Source organism: Kitasatospora sp. NPDC049258 (assembly GCF_040678895.1).
In the GTDB taxonomy this organism is placed as follows: domain Bacteria; phylum Actinomycetota; class Actinomycetes; order Streptomycetales; family Streptomycetaceae; genus Kitasatospora.
Map to the genome: position 1 here is coordinate 142,628 of NZ_JBFAQT010000006.1, position 26,530 is coordinate 169,157.

Consider the following 26,530-nt stretch of genomic DNA (forward strand, 5'->3'; position numbering starts at 1 on the left):
ACCCCCGGGTCGAGGCCCGGATCGCGCTCGCCGCCGACGCGCTGGAGACGCTCGGCCTGGCGGCGGAGGCGGTCCGGCGCCGGTGGCGGTCCGAGTTCGCCGACCACCCCGGCCTTCCGCCGACCGGCCGGTTCACCGAGTCCGTGCTCTGCGGACCGCTCGCCCGCCTGGGCGGGCGGCCCGTGCGGGCGCTCTTCCGCCCGGCCGACACCGCCCTGGCCGGGCAGCGGGTGGCCCGCGCCCTGCTGGCCGGGGACGCGATCCCGCAGCAGCGGCCGGTGGTCCTGGCCGCCGCCTGCGCCCTGGCGTTCGCCGACGACTTCGCGCGCTACCGCGACCGGCACGGTCCGACGGTCACCCGCCGGGTGCTGGACCAGCACGCGGCCCACCGCCGCTGCGGCCCGAGCGCGCAGCACTGGACGCGCTGCGCGACGAGCTCCTCTGGCAGCGCCTCGGCGGCCCTGCCGCGGCCGGCTGACGGCGGCGATTCCCGCTCGGCCGGGGCCGCGTGCGATGCTCGCCCGATGACTGCCGCAGCCACGCTCCGCAACCCGATCGGCGCCCATGTCCCCGTCGCCGGGCGGGGGCTGGCCGGGACGGGGCTGGCGTACGCCGAGCAGGTCGGGGCCGAGGCGGTGCAGGTGTTCGTGGCCAACCCGCGGGGGTGGGCCACACCGGCCGGGAATCCGGCCCAGGACGAGGCGTTCCGGGAGGCCTGCGCGCAGCGGGGCATCCCGGCGTACGTGCACGCGCCGTACCTGATCAACTTCGGCTCGGGCTCGGCGGTCACCCGGGATCGGTCGGCGGAGTCGCTGCGGCACTCGCTGCTGCGGGCGCACGCGATCGGCGCGCTGGGCGTGGTGGTGCACACCGGCTCGGCGCTCTGCGACGGCGGCCGCACCGGGGCGCTGGCCCAGGTCGGGGCGGACGTGCTGCCGCTGCTGGCGGAGCTGGACGAACTCGGGCCCACCGCGCCCTGGCTGCTGCTGGAGCCGACCGCCGGGCAGGGCAGCTCGCTCTGCGCGCGGATGGCGGACCTGGCGGCGTACGGCGAGGCGCTGGAGCACCACCCGAAGGTCGGGGTCTGCCTCGACACCTGCCACGCCTTCGCGGCCGGGCACGACCTGGCCGAGCCGGGCGGGGTGGCCGCGATGCTGGACGAGCTGGTGGCGGCCGTCGGCCCGGGGCGGCTGCGGCTGATCCACGCCAACGACTCCAAGGACGTGGCCGGGGCCCGCAAGGACCGGCACGAGAACATCGGCGCCGGGCACATCGGCAGCGGCCCGTTCGGGGAGCTGCTGGCCCACCCGGCGACGGCCGGGGTGCCGCTGATCATCGAGACCCCGGACGGGCGGCACGATCCGGCCCGGGTGGAGGGCGCCCGGCACGCCGCGGACATCGCCCGGCTGAAGGGCCTCCGGGCGCCGGCGGCGGACCTCCGTGCCGGGGCCCGCCCGGCCGCTGGTTAGGCTCGCCCCGTGCCCAAGCTCCCCGCACTGCCCGCCCTGCCCGCGCTCGACCGCTCGGCCCGGCGGCGCCTCGTCCTGCTGCTGGTGATCCTCGCCGCGCTGGCCGGCTCGCTGCTGCTCTGGGACCCGGCGGCGGTGCTGTCCCACGCGGCCGGCCCCTGGCGGCTGCCGATCGCCGTCCTGGTGTACGCCGTCGGCACCCTGGCCTTCGTGCCCAAGCCCGCGCTGAACGCCGCCGCCGGCCTGCTGCTGGGCATCGGCGAGGGCCTGACCATGGCCGTGGCCGCCACCACGCTGGGCGCCGCGCTCGCCTTCTGGCTCGGCCGGGCGCTCGGCCGCGACGCGCTGCGGCCGCTGCTGCGGGCCAGGCCGCTCACCGCGCTGGACCGCCGGCTCACCGAGCGGGGCTTCAGCAGCGTGCTGCTGCTGCGGATCGTCCCCGGGGTGCCGTTCCAGGCCGCGAACCTCGGCTGCGCCGTCTCGGGGGTGCGGTTCTGGCCGTACACCTGGGCCACCCTGATCGGGGTGGCCCCGGGCACCGCCGCGTACGTGGTGGCGGGAGCGAGCGCGGGCTCGCCGGGCTCGCCCGCGTTCCTGATCTCCACCGCCGTGATCGTGCTGATGTGCCTGTTCAGCCTGGTCACGCTGTGGCGGGCGAGGGTGGCCGCCCGGGCCGCCCGCACCGCGGGTGCCGCTGCCGCCGCGGGTGCTACCGCCTGACCGACGGGTGCCACTCGCCGAGCCGCCACAGGACCGCCGTGTTGGCGGCCATCAGCGCACCCAGCGCGATCGCCCACCCCCCGTACCCGCAGAGCGCCAGCGCGGCCACCGCCCCGCCGAAGACCAGCAGCTGGGTCAGGTACCAGGCCGGCGCGGATCGGACCGTGGCCCGCGGCGAGGCGTACCGGCCCCAGAGCAGCGCGGCCGCCAGGGGCAGCGCCAGCGCCAGCGCGATCCGCGCCGCGAGCGGGGCGTCGAGGTGGTAGCCGCCGATCCCGAGCGCGACCAGCGCGAGGAGCTCCAGCAGGAAGCGGAGCGTCAGATTCGTTCCGGTCAGCGCGCCTCGCACAGCCCCACCCCCGCCTGGTCCGGCCCCGCCCGGCCGATCGGCCGCCGGGGTCGTGCGGCAGTCAGCGTAGGGCAGCAGGCGCGTCCCCGGCGCTAAATTGCTGGCCTGCCCGGGAGCGGGCGAGCATCATGGCGGCCATGACGACGACTTCCCGCATCGACCCCCCGTTCGCCGCCGACGAGAGCACCATGCTGCACTCCTGGCTCGACTACCACCGCGCCACCCTCGCCGTGAAGTGCGAGGGCCTGACCGACGATCAGCTGCGCGAGCGCTCGGTCGAGCCGTCGAGCCTGTCGCTGCTCGGCCTGGTCCGGCACATGGCCGAGGTCGAGCGGCACTGGTTCCAGGCCGTCCTCGACGGTGTCGAGCTCGGCGAGCAGGGCCTGTACTGGACCAAGGAGGACCCGGACGGCGACTTCGACAACGTCGCCGGCGCGGACGTGGCCGCCGACTTCGCCGCTTGGCGCGAACAGGTCGAGCTGGCCCGGGCCTCGGCCGCCGGGCTGCCGCTGGAGACGGTCGGCAAGGCGCTGCGCCGGGGCGAGGAGGTCACCCTCCGCTGGATCCTGGTCCACATGATCGAGGAGTACGCGCGGCACAACGGGCACGCCGATCTGCTCCGCGAGCGGATCGACGGCGCCACCGGGGAGTGAACCCGTTACACGATTGTTGACAGACAGTCAACCAAGGCCTGACGCACACCGATATGGTCTACGCGCGCAACCACCGAAGGACCTGCGGCGTCGAATGGATCATCCGGACATTCACGGATTTCCTGCTCGCCACAACCCGTCCGGCGGTCGCGAGCGGGCACCAGACCGGTGATCAATGCGATACTCGGACAGTTCCAACAAGTGGATGACGTGTCAGGAAGGCACGCTCACCCGGGGGACACGTACGGGACGGGACAGGGAGGCGCGGCATGGGAGCACTTCGCGACGAGCACCACAACGGGTGGCTGATGCCCTCCGGAAACTACCCCGCCGCGGTGTACGAGGAATCGTGGGACAGCGAGGAGACCCTCCAGAACGTCTCGCCCGCCCCCGCGAAGATCGTCTCGCTGCGGCCGACCGGCTTCGAGTCCGCCCGCACCGTCGGCGAGCACATCCGGGCCTCCGTCCCGGTGGTGATGGACCTCACCGAGATGAGCGAGGCCGAGGCCAAGCGCATGGTCGACTTCGCCTCCGGCCTGATCTTCGGCACCCGCGGCGGCATCGAGCGGATCGCCCGCCGGGTCTTCCTGCTCACCCCGGCCGACGTCGAGGTCACCGTGATCGACCGGCCGGTCGACGAGACCGGCTTCTACAACCAGAGCTGACCCACCTCCCCCGGCACCGGGGACGGCACTCGCCGTCCCCGGTTTTTCGTTGCCCGCGATCCGACCGAAGGGTCTCAGCTGAGGCGTTCGTCAATCTCATGAGACACCGATGTCTCAGATGCTCTAGACTCGATCCATGGCCACCGACCGTGACTCCGTCCTCGAAGCCGCCGTCGGCGTGCTCTCCCGCCGCCCGACCGCGCACCTGGACGAGATCGCCAGGGCCGCCGGGATCAGCCGCGCCACCCTGCACCGGGTCTTCCCGGGCCGGGAGGCCCTGATCCGTGAGGTCGGCGCGCTCGGCCTGCGGCGCTTCGCCGCCGCGCTGGACACCGCCCGGGTCGAGGAGGGCGACGCCCACGCCGCCCTCAGACGCCTGATCGACGCGCTGGTGCCGGACGCCGCGCTCTGCGCCTTCCTGGCCGGGGAGAACCAGCTCTACGACGACCCGGAGATCAACGAGCTCTGGGAGATCCAGGACGCCCGGGTCCGCGCCCTCTTCCTGCGCGGACAGCAGCAGGGGGTGTTCCGGATCGAACTCTCGGCCGGCTGGCTGAGCGAAGCCTTCTTCGACCTCGTCGCGGGCGTCGGCTGGGCCGTCCAGGACGGACGCCTGGCCCCCCGCGACAGTGCCCACTCGCTCGCCGAGCTCTTCCTCGGCGGCGCTCTCAGGAGACCTGATCATTCATGACCGGCAAGCCCCTCCTCCCTGCGGGCGCCCAGCGGCGCTGGGCCGGTCTCGGCGTGCTCGTGCTCGCCGTCACCCTGGTCGCGGTCGACGCCACCGTGCTGTCGCTGGCCATCCCCTCCATCAGCGAGACCCTCGACCCCACCGGCACCCAGCTGCTCTGGATCGGTGACATCTACTCCTTCGTGCTGGCCGGCCTGCTGGTCAGCATGGGCGCGCTGAGCGACCGGATCGGCCGCAAGAAGCTGCTGCTGATCGGCTCCACCGCGTTCGGCGCCGCCTCGCTGCTGGCCGCCTACGCGCCCACCCCCGGCTGGCTGATCCTCGCCCGCGCCCTGCTCGGCGTGGCCGGCGCGACCATCATGCCGTCCACCCTCTCGCTGATCCGCACCCTGTTCCCGGACGCCCGGGAGCGGGCCACCGCGATCGGCATCTGGGGCGCCGGCGCCACCGCCGGGGCCGCACTCGGCCCGCTGGTGGGCGGCGTGCTGCTGGAGCACTTCTGGTGGGGCTCGGTCTTCCTGCTCAACCTGCCGGTGCTGGCCCTCCTGCTGGTGCTGGGCGGCTGGCTGCTGCCCGAATCCCGGGACCCGAAGCCGGGCCGCTGGGACGTGCTCAGCGTGCTGCTCTCGATGGTCGGCGTGATCACCGCGGTGTACGCGGTCAAGGAGGCCGCGGCGCACGGGCTCGGCGACTGGACGGTACCGGTCGCCTTCGCCGTCGGCATCACCGCGCTGACCGTCTTCGTCCGCCGCCAGCTGCGACTGGAGAGCCCGCTGCTGGACGTCCGGCTGTTCGCCGAGCCGCGGTTCACCGCGGCCGTGGTGGCCTCGCTCACCGCGCTGATCGGTCTCTCCGGTGTGATCTTCTTCATGTCGCAGTACCTCCAGCTGGTACGCGGTTACGCCCCGCTGGCCGCCGGCATCGCCGAGATGCCCGCGTTCGTCGGTGCCGTGGTCGGCGGGCTGCTGACGGCCAAGCTGGTCCGCCGGACCGGCAACCGGGTCGCCCTGACCGCGGGCCTGCTCGCCATGGGCGTCGGCATCGGACTGCTCGGCTGGGTCCATCAGGACACCACCTACCTGCTGCTCGGCGCCTCCTTCCTGGTGGTCGGCACCGCCGAGGGCGTGGTCTACACGCTCGCCGCCGACCTGGTGCTGGGCGCCGCCCCGGCCGACAAGTCCGGCGCCGCCTCCGCCGTCTCGGAGACCGCCTACGAGCTCGGCACCGCGCTCGGCATCGCGCTGGTCGGCTCGGTGCTCACCGCGATCTACCGCGGCGCGCTGGTCGCTCCGGCCGGCACGGACCCGGCCACGGCCGCGCGGGCCGGCGAGTCGCTCGGCGGCGCGGTCGACGCCGCCCGCTCGCTGCCCGACCCGGTCGGCGGCCGGCTGCTGGAGGGCGCCGAGGAGGCCTTCGTCCAGGGCATGAACACCTCCGCCTGGCTGGCGGCCGGGCTGCTGCTGCTCTCCGCCGCCCTCTCCTGGTACCTGCTGCGCTCCCGGCGCCCGCAGGCCGGCTCCGGCGCCGAGCCGCAGCCGGAGGCGCTGGCCGGCCGGCCGGGCGCCTGACCGCGCGCTCAGCCGGTGGCCGGCCGGGCGCCTGACCGCGGATGGCCCCGCTACCCGCCCGAGGTCAGCAGCTCCACCAAGGTCCGGACCCCGAAGCCGGTGGCGCCGGCCGTCCACTCGCCGTCGTCGGTGTCGGACAGCGCGGTGCCCTGGATGTCGAGGTGCGCCCACGGGAGCCCGGCCGGTACGAACTCGCGCAGGAACAGCCCGGCCAGCAGTGCGGTGCCGTGCCGGGTGCCGATGGTGTAGTTGACCAGGTCGGCCACGCCCGAGTTCAGCCGGCCGCGGTAGACGTCGGGCAGCGGCAGCGGCCAGTTCGGCTCGCCCGCCCGGGTGCCGGCCGCCTGGAGCCGCCCGGTCAGGGCCGGGTCGGTGCCCATCAGGGCGGCGATCCGGCGGCCCAGCGCGACCGCCGCCGCGTCGGTGAGGGTGGCGATGTCGATGATCGCGTCGGGGCGGCTCTCCCCCGCCAGCACCAGCGCGTCGGCCAGGATCAGCCGGCCCTCGGCGTCCGCGTTGCGGATCTCGACCGTCCGTCCGTCGCGCATCCGCAGCACGTCGCCGATCCGGGCCGGATCGGCGTTCGGCATGTTCTCGGTCAGCGGCAGCCAGCCGTCCACCGCCACCGGGCAGCCCAGGTCGGCCAGCACCGACATCGCCCCGAGCACGGCCGCGGCGCCGGCCATGTCGGCCTTCATGTCGACCAGTTGGGCGTTGGGCTTGAGCGAGAGGCCACCCGCGTCGAAGGTCACGCCCTTGCCGACCAGCGCGATCCGGCGGGCCGACCGGGCCGCCTGGCCGGGCCGCGCGGCGCGTGGCGGCCGGTACCCCAGCCGGACCAGCCGGGGCGGCTGCAGCGAGCCGCGGCCGACCCCGAGCAGGCCGCCCAGGCGCTCGGCGGCGATCCGGTCGGCATCCCAGACCTCGCACTCCAGCCCCGACCCGGCGGCCACCTCCACCGCCCGCTCGGCGAAGCGGCGCGGGGTGAGCTCCCCGCCCGGCTCGTTCACCAGATCGCGGGCCAGCAGCACCGCCTCACCGAGGCGCCGGCCGGCGAACAGCCCCGACCTGGCCTCCGGCCGGTCGGCCGCCAGCACGTCGATCCGCTGGTCGGGCGGCTCGGCAGCGGCGGTCCGGTACCCGGCGAAGCGGTACCCGCCGAGCAGGTATCCCTCGACCAGCGGCCCGAGGTCGGCGCTCGGGGGCCGCAGCGCGAGCCGCCGGTAACCGCGGACCGCGCGGGCCAGCCCGGCCGCCGCCCCCCGCACCGCCGCCCGGTCCAGCTCGCCGCGCGGGCCGCACCCGAGCAGCACGGTGACCGGATCCCCCGGCAGCTGCAGGCTCTGGCCGACCGCGCCGGTGAACCCGCTGCCGGCCAGGAAGACCGGCGACAGCGAGGGCGGCAACTCCCCGGCGTGCACCGGCAGCACCACCGCCTCGACCCCCGCCGCCGGCTCCGGCCGCAACCGCCACTCCACCACGCTCATGCGCCCGACCCCCGCCCGCGGGCGGCCGCCCGGGCCGCGCCCCAGGACTCCAGACCGGCCAGGTACTCCCCCGCCGCCCCGGCCATCGCACCCGCCGGGCCGGCGGCCGCCCAGCCGCGGGCGGCCGAGATCGCGTACGGGTCCAGCCGCAGCGCCTGCAGGTAGCAGTCCTCGGCCAGCACCGGCTCACCGGCCCGGGCGAAGCAGTCGGCCGCCGCCGCGTACCCGAGCGCCGTGGACACCGGGCCGAGCCGGGCCGTGCGCAGGTAGCTGTCCCCGGCCTCCCGGTACCGGCCGCGCTGCACCAGGCTCTCGGCCAGCTCGATGTGGGTCTTGGGCTCGTACGGGTCCAGCGCCAGCGCCTCGGCCACCAGCCGGTGCGCCGCCTCGTCCTCGCCGAAGGCGTAGCGCTCCTTGGAGCGGCTCTCCAGGCAGGCGCGGAGGTTCTCCCGCTTCAGGAACTCCTGGTACTCGCCGTCGGCGGGCACGGCCCGGGCGAGCTCCTCGGCCCGGTCCATGTCCCGGCCCAGCAGCGCCCTGTCCCGCTCCAGGAACGGCACGTAGCTGACGCTGCGGTAGAACCGGCTCTCCATCATCATCTTCTCGAACGGGGACCGGCCGTCCTGCGCGAGCAGCTCGGTCAGGCACTCCGCGCCGATCCGCCGCCAGCGCCGCGCTTCCTCGACCGACCTGGTCTGTCTGGCGTGGAAGACCACCGCGAAGACCGCGATCACGAACCGCAGGTGGGTCGGACAGTCCGGGCGCTCCGCGATCTCGAAGGAATGCACCGGCGCCACCACCTGCCGGCCCACCGAGCCGACATAGCGGACGGTGTCCAGCCAGTGGTGCAGGCGGAGTTCCTCGGGGGTGCGAAGATCCGCCACCGGCACCTTCGGCACCAGGTCGAGCACGAGTTTCCCGAAGCCGAGCCGGTAGAGCACCACGGCGATCCGGTGACGGCCCTCGGTGTCGAATGCGTCGAAATCCGCCAGCCATCGGCAGAGCTTGTCCCAGGCGGGAGTCCGGAGCCGTTCGGGCAGGTCGGCAGGGCGCGCCACGGCGAATTCGCTCAACCCGGATTCACGGATCAGATTGCCGCGGAAAGCCGGCGGCATCAGCCGCTGCCAGTTGACCTCGGGCCGGGCACCGCGCTCGGCGAACTCGAAAGCCAGACCGGGCAGCCGGGCATAGAGTCCGGGCGAATGCGATTCACCGAGATTGAAGTACGACGCGTACATCCGGTAATGCCAGTTGTTCTCCCACGGACGGCCGGGCTCGCGGTGGGCGGCCCGGCGGGTCACCTCGGCGAGCGGCTCGTCGCCCGCGGCCAGGCAGGCCTCGACCAGCCGGTCGCGGGTGAGCACGGCGCGCGGCGCGGCGCGGAAGGCGCGCTCGGTGAGCACCCGGGCGAACTCGCCGTGCCCGAGCCGCCGGGCCGAGCCGGCCGCCTGGAGCAGGGCGAAGGCGGTGCCGAACGGGCCGAGCCGGGCGGCGTGCAGGTAGCCCGCCAGCGCCCGCTCGTGGTCACCGGAGCGCTCGTCGGCCTGCGCGGCCTGCATCCGGATCTTGACGCACCAGGGGTCGAGGGCGATGCCCTCCTCGATCGCCCGGCGCTCCGCGTCGGTGTCACCGAGCCGGACGGCGATCTCCACCCGGCGGTCGACCAGCCGCCGCCGGGACTCCAGCAGGACCGCCTCGTCCTCGGGCCCCGCGGCGCGCAGCCCGCTCACGGTGCCCCGCGCCGTGTCCAGCAGGGCCCGGGCGCCGGCGAAGTCGCGCTGCCGCTCGGCGTACATCACCTCGCGCAGCGCCAGGCGAGCGGTCAGGATGCCGTGCTCGAAGTCGGTGAGCTCCGCCGAGACGTCCTTCAGCAGCCGGTGCGCGCGGGCCAGTTGGGCCGCGATCGCGGTGTCGTCACCGGAGTGCCGGGCGAGCAGGTAGCCCCAGCCGGCCACCGACTGGACGTGCGTCACGGTCGGCACCGGGTGCTCCACCAGCGGGCGGTAGGCGGCCTCCGTGCGGGCGGACAGACCCTCGGAGCCGAACAGCGCGACCGCCCGGGCGGCCTGCAGGCCGGCCGCGACCGGCTCCCGGCAGTCGGCCTCGGAGAGGTCCTCGGGGACGAGCTCCAGGACGGCCGGCAGCAGGCAGGCGGCGACCAGCCAGTGCGCCAGCCCGGCCCGGTCCACCAGGTCCAGGTCGGCGCGGTGCCGGTGGGCCTCGGCCATCCGCAGCCAGGCCGGTGAGGCCAGCCGCGCCGGCAGGTCGGTCGGGGCGGCGGCGCGGTAGGCGGTCAGCCGCGACTCCTCGACCAGCAGCTGCCGGTAGCTGGCGGGCATCGTCATGCCGAACCGCAGGGCGGTGGGGGTGCGCTGCTCGAAGCGGCGGGCGGCCAGCACGGCGGCCCGGGCCTGAACGGTCGTGAAGGGCGATTGCGCGCCGTCGAAATACGGCCGGTGCACCTCGAAGGTCAACCAGCTCGGTGCATTCACACCGACGATTCCGCGACTGAACTCCCAGCGGTCCACGCGGCCGTTCCCCCCCTCGTCGTCCGCCACCCGGAGGCACGCCCCACGGCCTGGGCCGAAGGGCGTGCCCGAAGTGGATCAGTTCAGGATGCGTCGTCGATCAGACAGGTCCAGCAGTCCGCTGCGCCGGTGCTGATCTCGACCTCGTCCGCGAGGGACTCCCAGGTCTCGTAAGCCATTTCGCAACTCCTTTCACTGAATTTTCGGCATCCGGAGATTCGGACACCGGTTCGGGCGATTCGAAAGCTATGACACCCCGTCAGGCAGCGTCAAGGCTTGAGCGTTGCCAATCGCTCCAGCAGGAGATCGACCTCGCGGTCCGCGGTCCAATAGTGCGGTGAGATCCGCACCAGCCCGTCGGGCGTCGATACCTGGATACCGGCGGCGATCAGTTTTTCCGCCATTCGCACACCCCCGGCATTCGGCACGGAAAGGCTGACGATGCCGGAGTCGGCCGCCGGGCCGGGCGGCACGGCCAGGGTGTGGCCCAGGCCGGCCGCGGCGGCCCTGATCCGGTCCGCCAGCAGCAGCACCCGGGCCGCCACCGCGTCGATCCCGATCTCCGCCAGCTCGGCCAGCGCGGCGGCGAATCCCGCCATGCCCAGCAGGTCGTACATGCCGCCCTCGACCTTGGCCGCGGCGGCCCGCTCGGGCAGGTCGTAGCGCAGCTGCCCCGGCCCTTTGGAGACCTCGGCCGCGCCCTGGAAGCCGAACCAGCCGGTGGGTGTCCGGCGCAGCAGCTCCAGGCGGTCGGCCCGGCAGTAGAAGACCCCGGTGCCCGGCGGCCCGCCGAGCCACTTGTGCGCCCCGGCGGCGAGGAAGTCCACCGGGGTGTCCGCCACCGACAGCGGCAGCGCGCCGAGGCTCTGCACCGCGTCCACGCAGACCAGCGCCCCGGCCTCGGCGGCCAGCGCGCAGACGGCGGCCAGGTCGCAGCGGAAGCCGGTGGCGAAGTTGACGGAGCTGACCGCCACCAGCCGGGTGGCCGGGCCGATCGCGGCCGCGACGTCCGCCGGCCGGTAGCCGCCCTCGCGCATCGGCACCCGGTCCAGCACCACGCCGTGCCGCTCCAGGCGCTGCCAGGGGCGGACGTTGGCCGGGAAGTCCCGGTCGAACACCACGACCCGGTCGCCGGGGCGCCAGTCCAGGCCGTCGGCGACCAGATGGACGCCGGTGGAGGTGTTGGGGACGAAGGCGACCTCGTCCGGGGTGCAGCACAGCAGCGCGGCGACCGCCCGGCGGGCGGCCGCCCGGGCACCGAAGAGCCGGCCGACCTCGGCGCTGCCGTGCGGCAGCACCTCCTCCAGCGCCGTCCGCATGGCCGCGACGGCCCGCGGGCGCAGCCGTCCGAGGCCGGCGTGGTCCAGGTAGGCGCCCGTGCTCACCCGACCGGCTCCGCCGTCCGGCCGGCCCGGGCCGGCCGGACGGCCGCCAGCGCGGTCCAGCCGGCGAGCAGGAACGGCGCCCCGTGCAGCAGCATCACCCACTCGGGCAGCCGGTCCGGGCGCAGCACGGCGCTGGTGGCGAGCAGGCCCGCCATGAAGCCGCCGTTGACCACGATCTGGGAGAAGCCGAAGGCGCGGCCCCGGCGGTGGTCCGGCAGGCGCTGCACGGCCTGTTTGAAGGTGATCTCGCTCAGCGCGTCGCCCAGCCCCGCCAGCACGCCGCAAGCCAGCCGGGGCCACCAGCCGGACAGCCAGAACACGCCGATGAAGCCCACCGACATCACCATCATCGCCAGGCAGAACACCACCCGGGGATTGCGGTCGATGATCCGCCTGGCCAGCGGCCGCAGCACGAATCCGGCGACCAGCAGCCCGGCCGCCCAGCAGCCCCACACCGCGCCGGAGACCGCGGTGGGCGAGTCCGGGCGCAACTCGGTGCCCAGCATGGGCAGTCCGACGTGCTGGGAGGAGCTGCCGAAGGCGTCCAGCCCGCGCAGCAGCACCAGCGGGGCGAGCCCGGCGGCGAGCAGCAGCGGCCAGGACGGGGCCGGCTCGGCGGCGCCGGCGCCCGGCCCGCCGTCCTCGCGCAGGCGCGGCCGCAGGGCGAGCAGCACCAGGGCGGAGAGCGCGTAACTGCCCGCGTCCAGGGCGAAGACCCCGCGGTAGCCGATCAGCGGGACGGCGACGGTGGCCAGCCCCATGCCGGTCATGAAGGCGACCCCGCGCAGGCCGGCCAGCACGCTGTTGACGCTCTGGGTGCGCTCGCCGGCCAGCACCGGGGTGGCGGCGGAGAGCGTGGCCTCGAAGACCGAGCGGCCGGTGCCGACCAGGAGGACGGCCGGGTACAGCCACCAGTTCTGCTGGCGGTCCGGCAGCAGGGTCAGCGTCAGCAGGGCGAGCATCCGGACCAGGTCGGCGCCGACCATCACCCGCAGCCGGTCCCAGCGGTCGCCGAAGCGGTGCCCGAGCCGTCCGCCGGTGATCGCGCCCGCGTAGAGCGCCACGCTGACCAGTCCGGTGGCCGCGGCGGAGCGGGTGCGCTCCCAGACGAAGACCGACAGGCAGATGAAGTCGAGCGCGTAGCCGATGTCGGAGATGGCCTTCGCCGTGAGGAAGACCGCCAGGTCACGGCGGGTCACGGAAGCCGATCGGGTCACGCCGCCACCATCGGCATCATCCGCCGCACCTCTCGTCCTGGTGATCGACATGCTCCCGCACCCACCGGGCCAGGACAAGGGGAGCTGACGGGCAATCTACTTTCATTCATCTCAGCATGGTTGGGGTGCGCCCGCCGGTCACTGGCGGTTGAGCGAACGGCTCACCCCGGCGAGCAGCGCCGTGGTGAGCAGCCAGCCGGCCGCGATCAGCCCGTAGCCGAACCACTGCTGCGCCCCGGTCCAGTACCAGGCGGTGCGCTGGCCGAAGCCGCCGATCGGCAGCAGCAGGTCGAGCGTGTAGATCACCGCGCTGAACGGGGCGCCCGGCTCCGCCTGGGCCGGTGCCGGAGTGCCGGTGCTGAACACGGCGGTGCCCAGGGCGGTCAGCGCGATCAGCCACAGACCGGCCTGCCAGGGCCGGTAGCCGTAGCCGACGGTGGCGTCCAGCACCCGGCCCCAGGCCCGGCCGAGCGGGTGCAGGGTCCGCCGGCGGCGGCGCTGCTTGGCGAGCAGCACCCGCCGGGCCGCGTCGTCCTCGCCGGACTTGCGGTACCAGGCGGCCAGTTGCTCGTACGGCTGCGGCGCGTACTCGGGCAGCCCGGCCAGCCAGTCGAGGCGGCGGGCCAACGGCGCCGGGGCGGTGCTCTGCAGCGAGGTGTAGGTCAGGCCGTCCAGCCTGGTGCCGGGCGGCCAGCTGAGCCGGTGGTCGCACAGCACGGCGAGCTGCGCCTCCTGCAGGTCGACGCTGCCGCGCGGGGCTCCGGCCGGGGTGAACCGCAGTTCGCCGGCCCGCAGTCGGGGCGCGGCCAGGGCGGCGCCGGTGCCGGCGAGGACGGCTCCGTCCAGCGAGAGCAGGCTGCGCACGCCCGCCCCGGGCAGCCGGATCGCGCCGTCGGTGCTGAAGCCGTCGGCCAGCACCATGGTGGAGGCGCTCAGGTCGTCCCCGCCGAGGGCGTCGCCGCCCGGGTTGTCGATCCGGGCGCCCTCCATGAACAGCCCGCCGTTGAACTGGGCGCCCACCAGCCGCAGTCCGCCGCGGGAGCGGAAGCCCTTGCGGGCGAAGCAGCCGCCGTCCAGCACCATCCCGCCGGCCCACAGCGCCCAGACGCCGTCGGCGCAGGCGGCGTCCGGGGACCGATCGGTTTCCGGGCCTGGGTCGGGCGTGTTCAGCAGCTCGGTGGCGGTCAACCGGACCCCGCTGAGCCGTAGTTCACCAGTGATGTGGGCGCGGGTCAGGGTGAGCCGGCCGTCGATGACCGAGTCCTCGAAGAACAGGTTGCCGTCCAGGTTCAGCAGCCAGCCGTCCAGCCCGGGTAGCCGGCAGGAGTGCATCGAGGTGGAGCGCAACGCGGCGCCGCGCAGGCTCACCTGCTCCTCGAACCGGCAGGCGGTGAGGGCGAGTTCGTGCTCCAACCGGGCACCGGCCAGATCGAGCCGCCCGGTGATCCGGGCCCCGGTCAGCCGCAGCGCGGCGATCGCCCCGGGCACCGGGCTCCGCCCGCCCAGCAGCAGCCCCGCGAGCAGCTCGGCCCGCACCGTGCGCTCCGGGCCCCAGCCCGCACCCTCGGTCACGGAGACCGGGGAGGACGCCGCCAGGTCCACCACCGCCCCGGTCGGGAAGGCGTCCCACACCCGCCGCTCGGCCACCGTCAGTTCGTCGTACCCCAGCACCGCTTCTCCCCTGCTCCGCCTCGACCGGATGCACCCTAGACGAGGCGGGCGGGCCGATCTCCGGCCAGGTGGCCCGGTGGTCGGCCGCCCCGGCGGTTCAGAGCTGCTGGTCGCCGCGGTGACCGAGGTCGATCTCGGCCCAGACCACCTTGCCGTTCCTGGTCTGCCGGGTGCCCCAGCGGTGGGCGAGTTCGCTGACCAGGTGCATGCCCCGGCCGCCCTCGTCCTCCTCCGCGGAGCTGCGCAGCCGGGGCGCCTGCCGGCCGGCGTCGGAGACCTCCAGGGTCAGGTAGCGGTCGCGGAACAGCCGCAGCCGGCGCGGGGCGTCCGCGTGCAGCATGGCGTTGGTGACCAGCTCGCTGACCATCAGCTCGGCGTAGTCGCTGACCGCGGACAGCCCCCAGGCGGAGAGCGTGGCGCGGGTGAAGCGGCGGGCCCGGCTGGGCAGCGGGCCGTCACCGGTGAGCGGCAGGGTGGCGATCCGGTCGGCGGGCACCGGCAGCACCCGCGCCATGATCATGGCGATGTCGTCGTCGGTGCCGTCCGCGACCAGGGCCTCCAGCGCGGCGTCGCAGCTCTCCTCCAGGGTGCGCCCGCGCACCGCCAGGGTGCGGGAGAGCAGGCCGATGCCCTCGTCCAGGTCGCGGCCGCGCTTCTCCACCAGGCCGTCGGTGTAGAGGGCGATCAGGCCGCCCGGCGGCAGGGTGAACTCGACCGCCGTGAAGGCCACCCCGCCGACGCCGAGCGGCACCCCCGGCGGTACGTCCAGGGTGCGGGCCGAACCGTCGGGGGCGACCGCGACCGGTGGCAGGTGGCCGGCCGAGGCGATGGTGCAGGTCCGCTCGACCGGGTCGTACACGGCGCAGACGCAGGTGGCGAACTGGCCCTCGCCGATGCCCATGGCGGTCTCGTCCAACCGGGTCAGGACATGCTCGGGCGGTAGGTCAAGAGTCGCCAAAGTCCTTGCCACGGTGCGGAGTTGGCCCATCGTGGCGGCCGCCCGGATACCGTGGCCCATCACGTCGCCGACCACCAGGGCGACCCGCCCGCTGGAGAGCGGCACCACGTCGAACCAGTCGCCGCCGACCTCGCTGACCAGGCTGCTCGGCAGGTAGCGGTGGGCGATCTCCAGGCCGAGGGTGCGGTGGATCTCCTGCGGCAGCAGGCTGCGCTGCAGGGTGAGGGCGGTCTCGCGCTCGCGCCGGTACAGCCGGGCGTTGTCGATCGCCAGCGCCGTCCGGGCGACCAGCTCCTCGGCCAGCGCCACATCGGCGGCGGTGAACGCCTCGGGGTTGCGGGTACGGGCGAACTCCGCACCGCCGAGCACCATCCCGCGGGCGATCACGGGCACCAGCAGGTACGAATGGATGCCGGCCGCCATCCCGTGCTCCACCCGGTCGGGCGAGGGCACCAGGCTGCTCAGCGTCTCCTCGTCGACGTGCGGTTTCAGCAGCGGCCGGCCGCTGACCAGGGTGCGCGCGTACATCCGCTTGGGGTCGTACCGGGAGACCAGGCCGACCGCGTCGGCGGCCTGGGTGAGGCCCGAGCCGAAGGCCTCGCCGACCGCGACGGCCCGGACCTGGACGGAGGCGTCCGGCCGCAGCGGGCCCGGCTCCTCGCCGCCGAGCACCGACTCCAGCAGGTCGACCGTGGCGAAGTCGGCGAACCGCGGCACCACCGCCTCGACCAGTTCCTCCGCGGTGCGCTGGAGGTCGAGGGTGGTGCCGATCCGGGCGGTGGCGGCCGCCAGCATGGCCAGGCGCTCCTGGGCCCGGGCGGCGCGGGCCTCGGCCCGGAAGCGCTCGGAGACGTCGATGATCGAGGAGCTGACGCCCAGGACCCGGCCGGTGGAGTCCTCCAGCCGGAAGTAGGAGGCCGACCAGGCCCGGTCGCGCCGGGGGTCGCCCGGGGTCTGGCCGTGCGAGCGGGCGTCCACCACCGGGCGGCCGGTGAGCAGCACCTGCCGCATCACGGCCTCGATCTCGGAGCTGTTGATGCCCGGCAGCACGGCGCTGATCCGGCGCCCGAGGTGCTGCTCGATCGGCAGGCCGTTGATCCGGGCGAGGGCGCTGTTCAGCCGGAGGTAGCGCAGGTCGGTGTCGTAGACGGCCATCCCGATCGGCGACTGGGTGAAGAAGCCGTCCAGTACCGCGAGGTCCTCCTCCACCTCGCGCAGGGCGCTCAGGTCGGAGGCGGTGGCCAGCAGCAGCGGGCGCCCGCCGGGCCCGGCGACCGGGTAGGTGTGGAACTCCAGCTCGACCGGGTGCCCGTCCCGGTGCCGCACCGCGTACGTGCCGGACCAGCCGCGGCCGGCCATGATCCGCCGGAACAGCGCCAGCACCCGGGGGCGCTCAGCATCGGTGACCAGCAGCTGGGCGGCGTAGGAGCCGACCACGTGGCGGGCCTGGTAGCCGAGCAGGGCCTCGGCCTCCTCGCTCCAGTGCAGGATCCGGCCGTCCTCCTGGAGCAGGGCGGTGGCCAGCGGCACCAGCCGGTGCCCGGCCAGGCGCGCCGAAGCGGCGCCCGCCGCATCCCGGCCGGCGCCGTCCGGCGCGGTCTGCTCGAATCCGTGCATGATCAGGTGACCACCTGCCCGGTACCTTCCCGCTCGGAGCCCGGCCAACCCGGCTCCCACCAGACTGCACGGCGGCCGCCCGGACGGCGAGTCAGCTCGGTGGGGCGTCGCCCGGCGGGGTGTCGCCCGGCGGCGGGGCGGGGGCGGGGCGGCGTTGTGGCGGGGGCTTTCTGGCGTCCCGGCCGGGTGTCTCATTCGTCCGTGCCAGACGGGTGTGCCAGACCTGCGTTCCAGGCCGGCGCTCCGGGCCGGGTGGGTCGGGCCGGGTGGGCCGGTCAGCCGGCGGCCAGCACCGCGTCGAGCATCCGGGCCCACTGCCGGACGATCCCGGCCCGGCGCGGGCCGTCGTCGGTGAGCAGGTTGGCCAGGCCCAGGCCACGGGCCAGGTCCAGGGTGGCCTGGACGGTCTCGCGCACCCCGGGCGCGCTCTCGTCCACACCCAGGAACTCCACCGCGGCCCGGTGCGCCTCCCGGCCCACCTGGTTCTCCAGGGCCACGATCCGCTCCCGCAGCGGCTCCTCGGTGGCCGCCGCCACCCACAGGTGGAGCGCCGCCCGGAACAGCGGACCGGTGTACAGCCGGACGATCATCTCCGCCACCGCCTCGGTCCTGGCCGGACCGGGCGCCGGCAGCCGGTCGCTGTGCGCGCGCACCGCCGCCAGCCGCTCGCTGGCGACATGCTCGACGGCGGCCGTGAACAGGTCCTCCCGGGTCGGGAAGTGGTGCTGCGCGGCGCCCCTGGTCACCCCGGCCCGCTCGGCCACCACCGCGACGGTGCTGCCGTTCCAGCCGAGCTCGGCCAGACACTCCACGGCCGCCTCCAGCAGCCGCCGCCGGGTGGCGCGGCTGCGGTCCTGCTGGGGGGTGCGGGAGGCGGCGTGGGTGCTGGTCATGGCTGCTTTCCGGTGCTGGGGCCCCGATCGTGGGGCCGGTGTCCGCCCGATCCTGTCAGACCTGCCGGGACAGGGCGCGCAGCTCCTTGCGGAGGATCTTGCCGGCGACGGACTTGGGCACCGCCCCGATGAACTCCACCGCCCGCACCTTCTTGTACGGCGCGACCTGCCCGGCCACGAAGTCCTGCACCTGCTGCGCGGTGAGTTCGCTGCCCGGGGCCCGGACCACGTACGCCTTGGGCCGCTCCTCCCCGTCCTCGCCGAACACCCCGATCACCGCGGCGTCGGCGATCTCCGGGTGGGTCAGCAGCAGCGCCTCCAGCTCGGCGGGGGCGACCTGGTAGCCCTTGTACTTGATCAGCTCCTTCACCCGGTCGACCACGAAGAGGTACCCGGCCTCGTCGACGTGGCCGATGTCGCCGGTGTGCAGCCAGCCGTCCTGGTCGATCACGGCGTCGGTCTCGGACTGGCGGCCGAAGTAGCCCTTCATCACCTGCGGTCCGCGGAAGGCCAGTTCACCGTCCTCGCCCGGGCCGAGGTCGGCGCCGGAGCCGTCCAGCGCGAGCACCCGCAGCTCGGTGCTGGCGACCAGCTTGCCGACCGTCCCGGGCGGGGCCGCGCCGTCCTCCAGCGGCACCACGTTGGTGACCGGGGAGAGCTCGGTCATGCCGTAGCCCTGCCGGATCGCCTGCAGGCCGAGCCGGCGGGCGCAGAGCTCGGCCAGCTCGGCGTCCAGCGGGGCGGCCGCGCTCAGCACGTAGCGCAGCGAGGACAGGTCGAAGCTGTCCACCAGCGGGTGCTTGGCCAGCGCCAGGGCGATCGGCGGGGCGACGAAGACACCCTCGATCCGCTGGTCCTGGATGGTGCGCAGGAACTGCTCCAGGTCGAAGCGGGGCAGCACCACCACCGTGGAGCCGCAGCGCAGCGGGTGGTTGAGCAGCGCCGCCAGGCCGTAGATGTGGAAGAACGGGAGCACCGCCAGGATCCGCTCGCCGGGGCTGGTGGAGTGCACCGCGTCGACCTGGGCGAGGTTGGAGGCGATCGACCGGTGGGTGAGCATCACGCCCTTGGGCAGCCCGGTGGTGCCGCTGGAGTACGGCAGCACCGCGACGTCCTCGGCCGGGTCGATGGTCACCTGCGGCTCGGGGGCGGTGGTGGCGGCCAGCTCGGTCAGCGAGCGGTGGCCCGGCGCCTGGTCGCAGACCAGGATCTCGGCGATCGGGGTGCCCTCGGCCGCGAGCGCGGCGGCGGCCTCGGTCGCCACCGGGAGGAACGGCGAGACCGTCACGATCCAGCGCGCCCGGCTGTCGCGCAGCTGCCCGGCCAGCTCCTGGGCGGTGCTCATCGAGCTGACGGTGGTGACGGTGGCGCCGGCCCGGGTGGCACCGAAGAAGGCGACCGGGTACGCGATGGTGTTGGGGCTGTACAGGGCCAGCACGTCGCCCTTGCGCACCCCGGCCTCGGCGAGGCCGGCGGCGGTGCGGCGGGTGGCGGTGTCGAGCTCGGCGTAGCTGAGCGAGCGCCCGGTGACGCCGTCGACCAGGGCCGGTATCCCGGCGAAGGCGGCGGCGCCGCCCAGCACCGCCTCGTGGATGGGCACTTCGAGCGGGGCGATGTCCGGGTAGTCGCTGTGAAACGCCATACGGGCCTCCTGACCGGTGGGGTGGAGTCTCAAGAGTGGCGGCTGGCGGCCGCCCCGGACAGAGGGCCTGCCGGGCTCGGCCCCCGCGGCCACCGAAGGCTGCCCGCGGGCGGCCGCGCGACGGCGTATCGGCTTGGCGGCGTGACGGCGTGACGGATCCGTCGGCGGCCCGGTCGCTCGGACCGGGCGCCGCCGGACGGGTGCCGCGGCAGGCGGATGCTGCGCCGGCCGGATGCTGCGGCGGGCGGCCCGGTCAGTAGGACCGCGGCAGGCCCAGGGTGTGCTGCGCGACGAAGTTGAGGATCATCTCCCGGCTGACCGGGGCGACCCGGCCGACCCGGGTCGCGGTCAGCAGTGCGCCCAGCCCGTACTCCTGGGTGAGGCCGTTGCCGCCGAGGGTCTGCACCGCCTGGTCGACGGCCCGGCAGGAGGCCTCTCCTGCGGCGTACTTGGCCATGTTGGCGGCCTCGCCCGCCGCCAGGTCGTCGCCCGCGTCGTACAGGTGGGCGGCCTTCATCATCATCAGCCGGGCGAGCTCGACCTCGATGGTGCACTGCGCGAGCGGGTGCGCGATGCCCTGGTGGGCGCCGATCGGGGTGTCCCAGACGGTACGGGACTTGGCGTACTCGACGGCCGTGGCGAGCGCCTGGCGGGCCACCCCGAGCGAGAACGCGGCGGTCATGATCCGCTCGGGGTTGAGGCCGGCGAACAGCTGGAGCAGGCCCGCGTCCTCATCACCGACCAGGGCGTCGGCGGGCAGCCGGACCTCGTCCAGGAAGACCTGGAACTGCTTCTCGGGGGTGACCAGTTCCATCGGGATCGCCCGGTACTCGAAGCCCGGGGTCTCGCGCGGCACGACGAACAGGGCGGGCTTCAGCCGGCCGGTCCTGGCGTCCTCGGTGCGGCCGACGAAGAGCACGGCGTCGGCCCGGTCGACCCCCGAGATGAACACCTTGCGGCCGCTGAGCACCCACTGATCGCCCTCGCGGCGGGCCACGGTGGAGATCCGGTGGGAGTTGGAGCCCGCGTCGGGCTCGGTGATGCCGAAGGCCATCCGGCGGGTGCCGTCGGCGAGCCCGGGCAGCCAGCGCTGCTTCTGCTCCTCGGTGCCGAACCGGGCGATCACGGTGCCGCAGATCGCCGGGGAGACGATCATCATCAGCAGCGGGCAGCCGGCGGTGCCCATCTCCTCCAGGACGATGGCGAGTTCGGCGATGCCGGCGCCCCCGCCGCCGTACTCGACGGGCAGGTTGACGCCGAGGTAGCCGAGCTTGCCGGCCTCCGCCCAGACCTCCTCGGCGGGTTCGCCGGCGCGCGCCTTGGCCTGGAAGTAGCTGGGCCCGAATCGGCGGGCCAGGTCACCGACGGCCTGGCGCAGGGCGCGCCGCTCCTCGGTCTCGATCAGGGGGCTCTCGGTGGTGGTGCGCGGTGCGGACATGGCGGTCCTCCGGGCGGTGGTGGTCAGGTGGTCTCGGCGGCCTGTTCGGCGAGCTGTTCGGTGAGCTGTTCGGCGGCGACGGACTCGGCGACGACGGACTCGGCGACGACGGCGAGCACGGTGCCCGGCTCGACCTGGTGCCCCGGGCCGACGAACAGTTCGGTGAGGGTGCCGTCGGTGGGGGCGGTGATCCGGTGCTCCATCTTCATCGCCTCCAGCCACAGCAGCGGCTGGCCCGCGGTGACGCGCTCGCCGACGGCGGCGGCGACCCGCACCACGGTGCCCGGCATCGGGGCCAGCAGGGCGCCGGGTTCGGTGTGCTCCACCGGGTCCGGGAAGCGGTCGAGGGCGGTGAGCACGGTGGCGCCGGACGGCGAGTCCAGGTGGACGGCGCTGCCGTACCGGGCGAGCAGGTAGCCGCGGCGCAGCCCGCCGACCTCCAGCACCACCCTGTCGGGCCCGGCCTCGACCAGCCGGGTGTCGGGGTGTCCCTCGGCCCGCAGGCCGTCCCTGGTGAGCCGGTAGCGGACCTCGAACTCGCTGCCGTCGGCCGCCCGGTACCGCTTGAGCTGCGGCTGGGAGGGCAGGTTGCGCCAGCCCGAGGGCAGGCCGGTGCGGCGGGCGGCCGCGTCCGCGAGGGCGGCGGCGAGGGCCGCGAGCGGGGCGTCCTTGTCCGCGGGCGCGGTCAGCTCGGCGGCGTGCTCGGCGAGGAAGCCGGTGTGCAGCCGGGCCGCCAGGAAGGCCGGGTGGCGCAGCGCCCGGGTGAGCAACTCCCGGTTGGTGAGCGGGCCGTGCAGCCGGGCCCGGGTGAGTGCGTCGGCCAGCAACCGGGCGGCGGCCGGTCGGGTCGGCGCCCAGGCGATCACCTTGGCGAGCATCGCGTCGTAGTGCACGGTGACGGCGCTGCCATCGCTCACCCCGGAGTCCAGGCGAAGTCCGGCCGGTCCGGCGCCGGTGCCGAACTCCACCACCGTGCCCGGCAGTTCGATGTGGTGCAGGGTGCCGGTCTGCGGCTGCCAGTCCTGGTCCGGATCCTCGGCGTAGAGCCGGGCCTCGATCGCGCAGCCGGTGCTCGGCGGCGCCTGCTCGGGGAGCTCGCCGCCCTCGGCGACGGCGAGTTGGAGCGCGACCAGGTCCAGCCCGGTGACGCACTCGGTGACCGGGTGCTCGACCTGGAGGCGGGTGTTCATCTCCAGGAAGTAGAACCGGCCGTCCGGGGCGAGCAGGAACTCGGCGGTGCCGGCGCCGGTGTAGCCGATCGCCCGGGCGGCGGCCACGGCGGCGGCGTGCAGGTCGCGGCGGACGGCCTCGGGCAGGCCGGGGGCCGGGGCCTCCTCGATCACCTTCTGGTGCCGGCGCTGGAGCGAGCAGTCCCGGTCGCCGAGGGCCAGTACCCGCCCGTGGGTGTCGGCCATCAGCTGGACCTCGATGTGCCGGCCGGTGGGCAGGTAGGGCTCGCAGAACACCTCGTCGGAGCCGAACGCCTTGGCCGCCTCGGCCCGCGCGGAGGCCAGTGCCTGCGGCAGCTCGGCCAGGGTGCGCACCACCCGCATGCCCCGGCCGCCGCCGCCGGCCGCCGCCTTGACCAGCAGCGGCAGGTCGGCCTCGGTCGGCCGTTCGCCGATGGTGAGCACCGGCACCCCGGCAGCCGCCATCAGCCGCTTGGCCTCGGTCTTGGAGCCCATCGCGGCGATCGCCGCGGGCGGCGGGCCGATCCAGGTCAGCCCCGCCGCGAGCACGGCGGTCGCGAACTCGGCGTTCTCGGACAGGAATCCGTAGCCCGGGTGGACCGCGTCGGCGCCCGCGGCCCGGGCCGCCGCGATGATCAGGTCGGCCCGCAGATAGGTGTCGGCGGGCGCGGCGCCCGGCAGCCGGACGGCGGTGTCGGCCTCCCGGACGTGCGGCGCGTCGGCGTCCGGGTCCGCGTACACGGCGACGGTGGCGATGCCCAGGTCGCGGCAGGTCCGGAAGACCCGCCGGGCGATCTCGCCCCGGTTGGCGACCAGCAGAGAAGTGATCATGTCGGAGACCCTCACATCCGGAAGACGCCGTAGCCGCGCGCACCCTCGACCGGGCCGCTGTGGATGGCGGAGAGGCAGATGCCCAGCACGGTGCGGGTGTCGCGGGGATCGATGACCCCGTCGTCGTAGAGCCGCCCGGACAGGAAGGCCGGCAGCGATTCGGCCTCGATCTGCTGCTCGACCATGGCGCGGATGGCGGCGTCCGCGTCCTCGTCGTACGGCTGCCCCTTGGCCGCCGCCGACTGCCGGGCCACGATCGAGAGCACCCCGGCGAGCTGCTGCGGGCCCATCACGGCGGACTTGGCACTCGGCCAGGCGAACAGGAAGCGCGGGTCGTAGGCCCGCCCGCACATCCCGTAGTGCCCGGCCCCGTACGAGGCGCCCATCAGCACCGACAGGTGCGGGACCTTGCTGTTGGCCACCGCGTTGATCATCATCGCGCCGTGCTTGATGATGCCGCCCTGCTCGTAGGCCTGGCCGACCATGTAGCCGGTGGTGTTGTGCAGGAAGAGCAGCGGGATGTCGCGCTGGTTGGCCAGCTGGATGAACTGCGCGGCCTTCTGCGACTCGGGGCTGAACAGCACGCCCTGGGCGTTGGCCAGGATGCCGACCGGGTAGCCGTGCAGGTTCGCCCAGCCGGTGGCCAGGCTCGGTCCGTAGAGCGGCTTGAACTCGTCGAAGTCGGAGCCGTCGACGATCCGGGCGATCACCTCGCGCGGATCGAAGGGGACCTTGAGGTCACCGGGCACGATGCCGAGCAGCTCCTCCTCGTCGTACTTCGGCGGCTCGACCGAACGCGCGGGCGCCGGGCCCGCCTTGGTCCAGTTCAGCCGGCGGACCACCCGGCGGGCGAGCCGGCAGGCGTCCGGCTCGTCCAGGGCGAAGTGGTCGGCCAGGCCGGAGGTACGGGCGTGCATCTCGGCGCCGCCGAGCGACTCGTCGTCGGACTCCTCACCGGTAGCCATCTTCACCAGCGGCGGACCGCCGAGGAAGACCTTGGCACGTTCCTTGACCAGGATGGTGTGGTCGGACATCCCGGGCACGTACGCGCCGCCGGCGGTGGAGTTGCCGAAGACCACTGCCACGGTGGGGATGCCGGCGGCCGACAGCCGGGTGAGGTCGCGGAACAGCGCCCCGCCCGGGATGAAGATCTCCTTCTGGCTGGGCAGGTCGGCGCCGCCGGACTCGACCAGGTTGACCAGCGGGAGGCGGTTGCGCAGGGCGATCTCGTTGGCCCGCAGCGCCTTGCGCAGTGTCCAGGGGTTGCTGGCGCCGCCGCGCACGGTCGGGTCGTTGGCGGTGATCACGCACTCGGTGCCCTCGATCACGCCGATCCCCGCGACCATCCCGGCGCCGACCGGGTACTCGCTGCCCCAGGCGGCGAGCGGGGAGAGTTCGAGGAAGGCCGAGTCCGGGTCGATCAGCAGCTCGATCCGCTCGCGGGCCAGCAGCTTGCCCCGGCCTCGGTGCCGCTCCACGTACTTGGGGCCGCCGCCGGCCAGGGCCTTGGCGTGCTCGGTGTCCAGGTCGGCCAGTTTGGCGAGCATCGCCGCGCGGTTGGCGGTGTGCTCGGGGGCCGCCGGGTCGAGGCGGCTGGGCAGCACGGTCACAGCAGTGCCTCCGGGATGTCGAGATGGCGGGAGCGCAGCCACTCCCCCAGCGCCTTGGCCTGCGGGTCGAACCGGGCCTGGGCGGCGACTCCCTCGCCGAGCAGGCCCTCGATGGTGAAGTTCACCGCGCGAAGATTGGGCAGCAGATGCCGGATCACGGTCAACTCGACTGTTTCGGGGAGCAGTTCGCGCAGCCGGTCGACGGTGAGGGTGTGCGCCAGCCAGCGCCAGCCGTCCTCGCTGCGGGCCCACACCCCGAGGTTGGCGTCGCCGCCCTTGTCCCCGCTGCGGGCGCCGGCCACCAGGCCGAGCGGGGCCCGGCGGGTGGGGCCGGCGGCGAGCGGCGCCGGCAGCGGCGGCGCGGGCACCGGGAGCAACTCCCGCACCGCGGGCGGTGGCGGGACGGCGATCCGCAGGCCGTCGGGCAGCACGGCGGTGTGCTCGACGCCCTTGGCGTCCAGGTGGGCGGCCTCGAAGACGCCGTACGGGCTGCCGGGCCCGGGCAGCGCGGTGAGGTGGAACCCCGGATAGCTGGCCAGGCCCAGCTCCACGGCGGCGGCGCTCACGGCCCGGCCGACCCGGCCGGCGTCCGGGTCGCGGACGGTGAGGTGCAGCAGCGCGCTGGCGGTCTGCTCGGTGTCGGCGTCCGGGTGGTCGGTGCGGGCCAAGGTCCAGCGCAGCTCGGCGGGCGGATCGGTGAGGGCCGCGGCCAACTGCCGCTGGACCAGCGCGGATTTGGCTTCGATGTCCAGTCCGGTGAGGACGAACACCGCCTCGTTGCGCCAGCCGCCGAGCCGGTTGAGGCCGACCTTGAGGGTGGGGGGCGGCGCCTCGCCCCGCACCCCGTCGATCCGCACCCGGTCCGGGCCGTCGGCGGTGAGCCGGACGGAGTCCAGCCGGGCGGTGACGTCGGGGCCGGCGTAGCGGGCACCGCCGGTCTCGTACAGGAGCTGGGCGGTGACCGTCTCGGTGGTGACGGCGCCGCCGGTGCCGGGGTGCTTGGTGATCACGCAGCTGCCGTCCGCGTGCAGCTCGGCGATCGGGAAGCCGGGGCGGGTGGCGTCGAGTTCGGTGAAGAAGGCGAAGTTGCCCCCGGTCGCCTGCGCCCCGCACTCCAGCACATGGCCGGCCACCACGGCGCCGGCCAGCTCGTCCAGGTCCTGCGGCCCCCAGCCGTAGTGCGCGATCGCCGGGCCGACCACCAGCGCCGCGTCGGTGACCCGGCCGGTGACCACGATGTCGGCACCGCCGCGCAGGCACTCCGCGATGCCCTGGGCACCCAGGTAGGCGTTGGCCGCGAGCAGCCCCGGGCGCCCGAACTCCGCCGCCCTGGGCATCAGATCGTCACCGACCACCTGACCGACCCTGACCGGTATGCCCAGGTCACCCGACAACTCGGCGATCGCCTCCGCCAGTTGCGGCGGATTCAGACCGCCGGCGTTGACCACGATCTTCACCTCGCGCTCGCGAGCCAGCGCCAGGCAGTCGGCCAGCTGCCGCAAGAAGGTCCTGGCGTACCCGAGTTCGGGGTCCTTCAGCCTGTCCCTGGCGAGGATGAGCATGGTCAGCTCGGCCAGGTAGTCACCGGTCAGGACGTCCAGCGGCCCCCCGGTGAGCATCTCCCGGAACGCACCGAACCTGTCCCCGTAGAACCCCGACGCATTGCCGATCCTCAGCACCGCAAGCCTCCTTGCCGCCGTCGGGAGCAGCCTGGCAGCGGGCCGGAGATAAATCAAGCATGCATGCTTGTTTTCCCTCGGCATGGCAGCGTCGGCCGATGACCGAGCGCACTCTCCTACCGCCCCAGGATCAGCTGCGCTGCGTCGGCCGAAGAACCTGGCACCTTGCCTGGTGACGGGCTCCGCGTGACCGCGCGGTTGCCGACGTCTCCTCCTGGTGCGAGGTCGACCACAGCACCCACCTCAGCGACCCCGTGAGCCTGACGGTC

The 26,530-nt window shown here is 74.5% G+C and carries 19 protein-coding genes; 6 read left to right on the plus strand and 13 right to left on the minus strand.

The window, feature by feature from the left end; genetic code table 11:
- The first annotated feature begins 524 nt into the window (after positions 1 to 524).
- Both AB0K43_RS07970 and AB0K43_RS07975 read left to right on the plus strand, forming a co-directional pair.
- Complete coding sequence (locus AB0K43_RS07970; protein ID WP_363637154.1) at positions 525 to 1,469, plus strand: deoxyribonuclease IV; 945 nt, start codon at positions 525 to 527, stop codon at positions 1,467 to 1,469.
- Positions 1,470 to 1,478: 9 nt separating this feature from the next.
- A complete protein-coding gene (locus AB0K43_RS07975; protein WP_363636976.1) occupies positions 1,479 to 2,189 on the plus strand; it encodes a VTT domain-containing protein in 711 nt (236 codons plus the stop codon).
- Here the strand turns inward: AB0K43_RS07975 and AB0K43_RS07980 are convergent.
- Complete coding sequence (locus AB0K43_RS07980; RefSeq protein ID WP_363636978.1) at positions 2,179 to 2,538, minus strand: YrdB family protein; 360 nt, start codon at positions 2,536 to 2,538, stop codon at positions 2,179 to 2,181. The genes AB0K43_RS07975 and AB0K43_RS07980 overlap by 11 nt on opposite strands.
- A gap of 137 nt (positions 2,539 to 2,675) precedes the next feature.
- Between AB0K43_RS07980 and AB0K43_RS07985 the strand changes: the two genes are divergently transcribed.
- From AB0K43_RS07985 to AB0K43_RS08000, 4 genes are all read left to right on the plus strand, one after another.
- Entirely contained in the window at positions 2,676 to 3,191 is a 516-nt protein-coding gene (locus tag AB0K43_RS07985; RefSeq protein WP_363636980.1) for a DinB family protein, read from the plus strand.
- Positions 3,192 to 3,460: 269 nt separating this feature from the next.
- A complete protein-coding gene (gene sepF / locus AB0K43_RS07990; protein ID WP_363636982.1) occupies positions 3,461 to 3,856 on the plus strand; it encodes a cell division protein SepF in 396 nt (131 codons plus the stop codon).
- A 136-nt stretch (positions 3,857 to 3,992) separates the two neighbouring features.
- Entirely contained in the window at positions 3,993 to 4,547 is a 555-nt protein-coding gene (locus AB0K43_RS07995; RefSeq protein WP_363636984.1) for a helix-turn-helix domain-containing protein, read from the plus strand.
- Complete coding sequence (locus AB0K43_RS08000) at positions 4,544 to 6,115, plus strand: MFS transporter (protein ID WP_363636986.1); 1,572 nt, start codon at positions 4,544 to 4,546, stop codon at positions 6,113 to 6,115. The genes AB0K43_RS07995 and AB0K43_RS08000 overlap by 4 nt, the downstream gene beginning before the upstream one ends.
- 50 nt (positions 6,116 to 6,165) lie before the next feature.
- Here AB0K43_RS08000 and AB0K43_RS08005 read toward each other — a convergent pair whose 3' ends face one another.
- From AB0K43_RS08005 to AB0K43_RS08060, 12 genes are all read right to left on the minus strand, one after another.
- Complete coding sequence (locus tag AB0K43_RS08005) at positions 6,166 to 7,602, minus strand: leucyl aminopeptidase (protein WP_363636988.1); 1,437 nt, start codon at positions 7,600 to 7,602, stop codon at positions 6,166 to 6,168.
- A complete protein-coding gene (locus AB0K43_RS08010) occupies positions 7,599 to 10,094 on the minus strand; it encodes a hypothetical protein (protein ID WP_363636990.1) in 2,496 nt (831 codons plus the stop codon). The genes AB0K43_RS08005 and AB0K43_RS08010 overlap by 4 nt, the downstream gene beginning before the upstream one ends.
- A 305-nt stretch (positions 10,095 to 10,399) precedes the next feature.
- On the minus strand, positions 10,400 to 11,515 hold the full coding sequence (locus AB0K43_RS08015; protein WP_363636992.1) for an aminotransferase class V-fold PLP-dependent enzyme: 1,116 nt from the start codon (positions 11,513 to 11,515) through the stop codon (positions 10,400 to 10,402).
- Positions 11,512 to 12,714 (minus strand): MFS transporter, encoded by a 1,203-nt coding sequence (locus AB0K43_RS08020; protein ID WP_363636994.1) that lies wholly within the window; start codon positions 12,712 to 12,714, stop codon positions 11,512 to 11,514. Before AB0K43_RS08020 ends, AB0K43_RS08015 begins: the two co-directional genes overlap by 4 nt.
- Before the next feature lie 156 nt (positions 12,715 to 12,870).
- Positions 12,871 to 14,403: an oxidoreductase gene (locus AB0K43_RS08025; protein ID WP_363636996.1), complete on the minus strand. Its 1,533-nt coding sequence runs from the start codon at positions 14,401 to 14,403 to the stop codon at positions 12,871 to 12,873.
- A gap of 97 nt (positions 14,404 to 14,500) precedes the next feature.
- On the minus strand, positions 14,501 to 16,978 hold the full coding sequence (locus tag AB0K43_RS08030) for a SpoIIE family protein phosphatase (RefSeq protein ID WP_363636998.1): 2,478 nt from the start codon (positions 16,976 to 16,978) through the stop codon (positions 14,501 to 14,503).
- 275 nt (positions 16,979 to 17,253) lie between these two features.
- A complete protein-coding gene (locus AB0K43_RS08035) occupies positions 17,254 to 17,871 on the minus strand; it encodes a TetR/AcrR family transcriptional regulator (protein WP_363637000.1) in 618 nt (205 codons plus the stop codon).
- A 55-nt stretch (positions 17,872 to 17,926) separates the two neighbouring features.
- Entirely contained in the window at positions 17,927 to 19,513 is a 1,587-nt protein-coding gene (locus AB0K43_RS08040; protein ID WP_363637001.1) for a 4-coumarate--CoA ligase family protein, read from the minus strand.
- Between the two features lie 253 nt (positions 19,514 to 19,766).
- Positions 19,767 to 20,951: an acyl-CoA dehydrogenase gene (locus tag AB0K43_RS08045; protein ID WP_363637003.1), complete on the minus strand. Its 1,185-nt coding sequence runs from the start codon at positions 20,949 to 20,951 to the stop codon at positions 19,767 to 19,769.
- Positions 20,952 to 20,974: 23 nt separating this feature from the next.
- Positions 20,975 to 22,972 (minus strand): biotin carboxylase N-terminal domain-containing protein, encoded by a 1,998-nt coding sequence (locus tag AB0K43_RS08050; RefSeq protein WP_363637005.1) that lies wholly within the window; start codon positions 22,970 to 22,972, stop codon positions 20,975 to 20,977.
- Between the two features lie 11 nt (positions 22,973 to 22,983).
- Positions 22,984 to 24,582 carry a carboxyl transferase domain-containing protein gene (locus AB0K43_RS08055; protein WP_363637007.1) on the minus strand — a complete coding sequence of 533 codons (1,599 nt, stop codon included), beginning with the start codon at positions 24,580 to 24,582 and terminating at the stop codon, positions 22,984 to 22,986.
- A complete protein-coding gene (locus AB0K43_RS08060) occupies positions 24,579 to 26,261 on the minus strand; it encodes an acyclic terpene utilization AtuA family protein (RefSeq protein ID WP_363637010.1) in 1,683 nt (560 codons plus the stop codon). Before AB0K43_RS08060 ends, AB0K43_RS08055 begins: the two co-directional genes overlap by 4 nt.
- Positions 26,262 to 26,530 lie beyond the last annotated feature (269 nt).

What these genes read in the sequence shown, in the direction of transcription:
- AB0K43_RS07970 (WP_363637154.1), top strand. Translation starts at nt 525, where the DNA reads ATGACTGCCGCAGCCACGCTCCGCAACCCGATCGGCGCCCATGTCCCC.
- AB0K43_RS07985 (WP_363636980.1), top strand. Translation starts at nt 2,676, where the DNA reads ATGACGACGACTTCCCGCATCGACCCCCCGTTCGCCGCCGACGAGAGC.
- sepF (WP_363636982.1), top strand. Translation starts at nt 3,461, where the DNA reads ATGGGAGCACTTCGCGACGAGCACCACAACGGGTGGCTGATGCCCTCC.
- AB0K43_RS07995 (WP_363636984.1), top strand. Translation starts at nt 3,993, where the DNA reads ATGGCCACCGACCGTGACTCCGTCCTCGAAGCCGCCGTCGGCGTGCTC.
- AB0K43_RS08000 (WP_363636986.1), top strand. Translation starts at nt 4,544, where the DNA reads ATGACCGGCAAGCCCCTCCTCCCTGCGGGCGCCCAGCGGCGCTGGGCC.
- AB0K43_RS08005 (WP_363636988.1), bottom strand. Translation starts at nt 7,602, where the DNA reads ATGAGCGTGGTGGAGTGGCGGTTGCGGCCGGAGCCGGCGGCGGGGGTC.
- AB0K43_RS08030 (WP_363636998.1), bottom strand. Translation starts at nt 16,978, where the DNA reads ATGCACGGATTCGAGCAGACCGCGCCGGACGGCGCCGGCCGGGATGCG.
- AB0K43_RS08035 (WP_363637000.1), bottom strand. Translation starts at nt 17,871, where the DNA reads ATGACCAGCACCCACGCCGCCTCCCGCACCCCCCAGCAGGACCGCAGC.
- AB0K43_RS08040 (WP_363637001.1), bottom strand. Translation starts at nt 19,513, where the DNA reads ATGGCGTTTCACAGCGACTACCCGGACATCGCCCCGCTCGAAGTGCCC.
- AB0K43_RS08045 (WP_363637003.1), bottom strand. Translation starts at nt 20,951, where the DNA reads ATGTCCGCACCGCGCACCACCACCGAGAGCCCCCTGATCGAGACCGAG.
- AB0K43_RS08050 (WP_363637005.1), bottom strand. Translation starts at nt 22,972, where the DNA reads ATGATCACTTCTCTGCTGGTCGCCAACCGGGGCGAGATCGCCCGGCGG.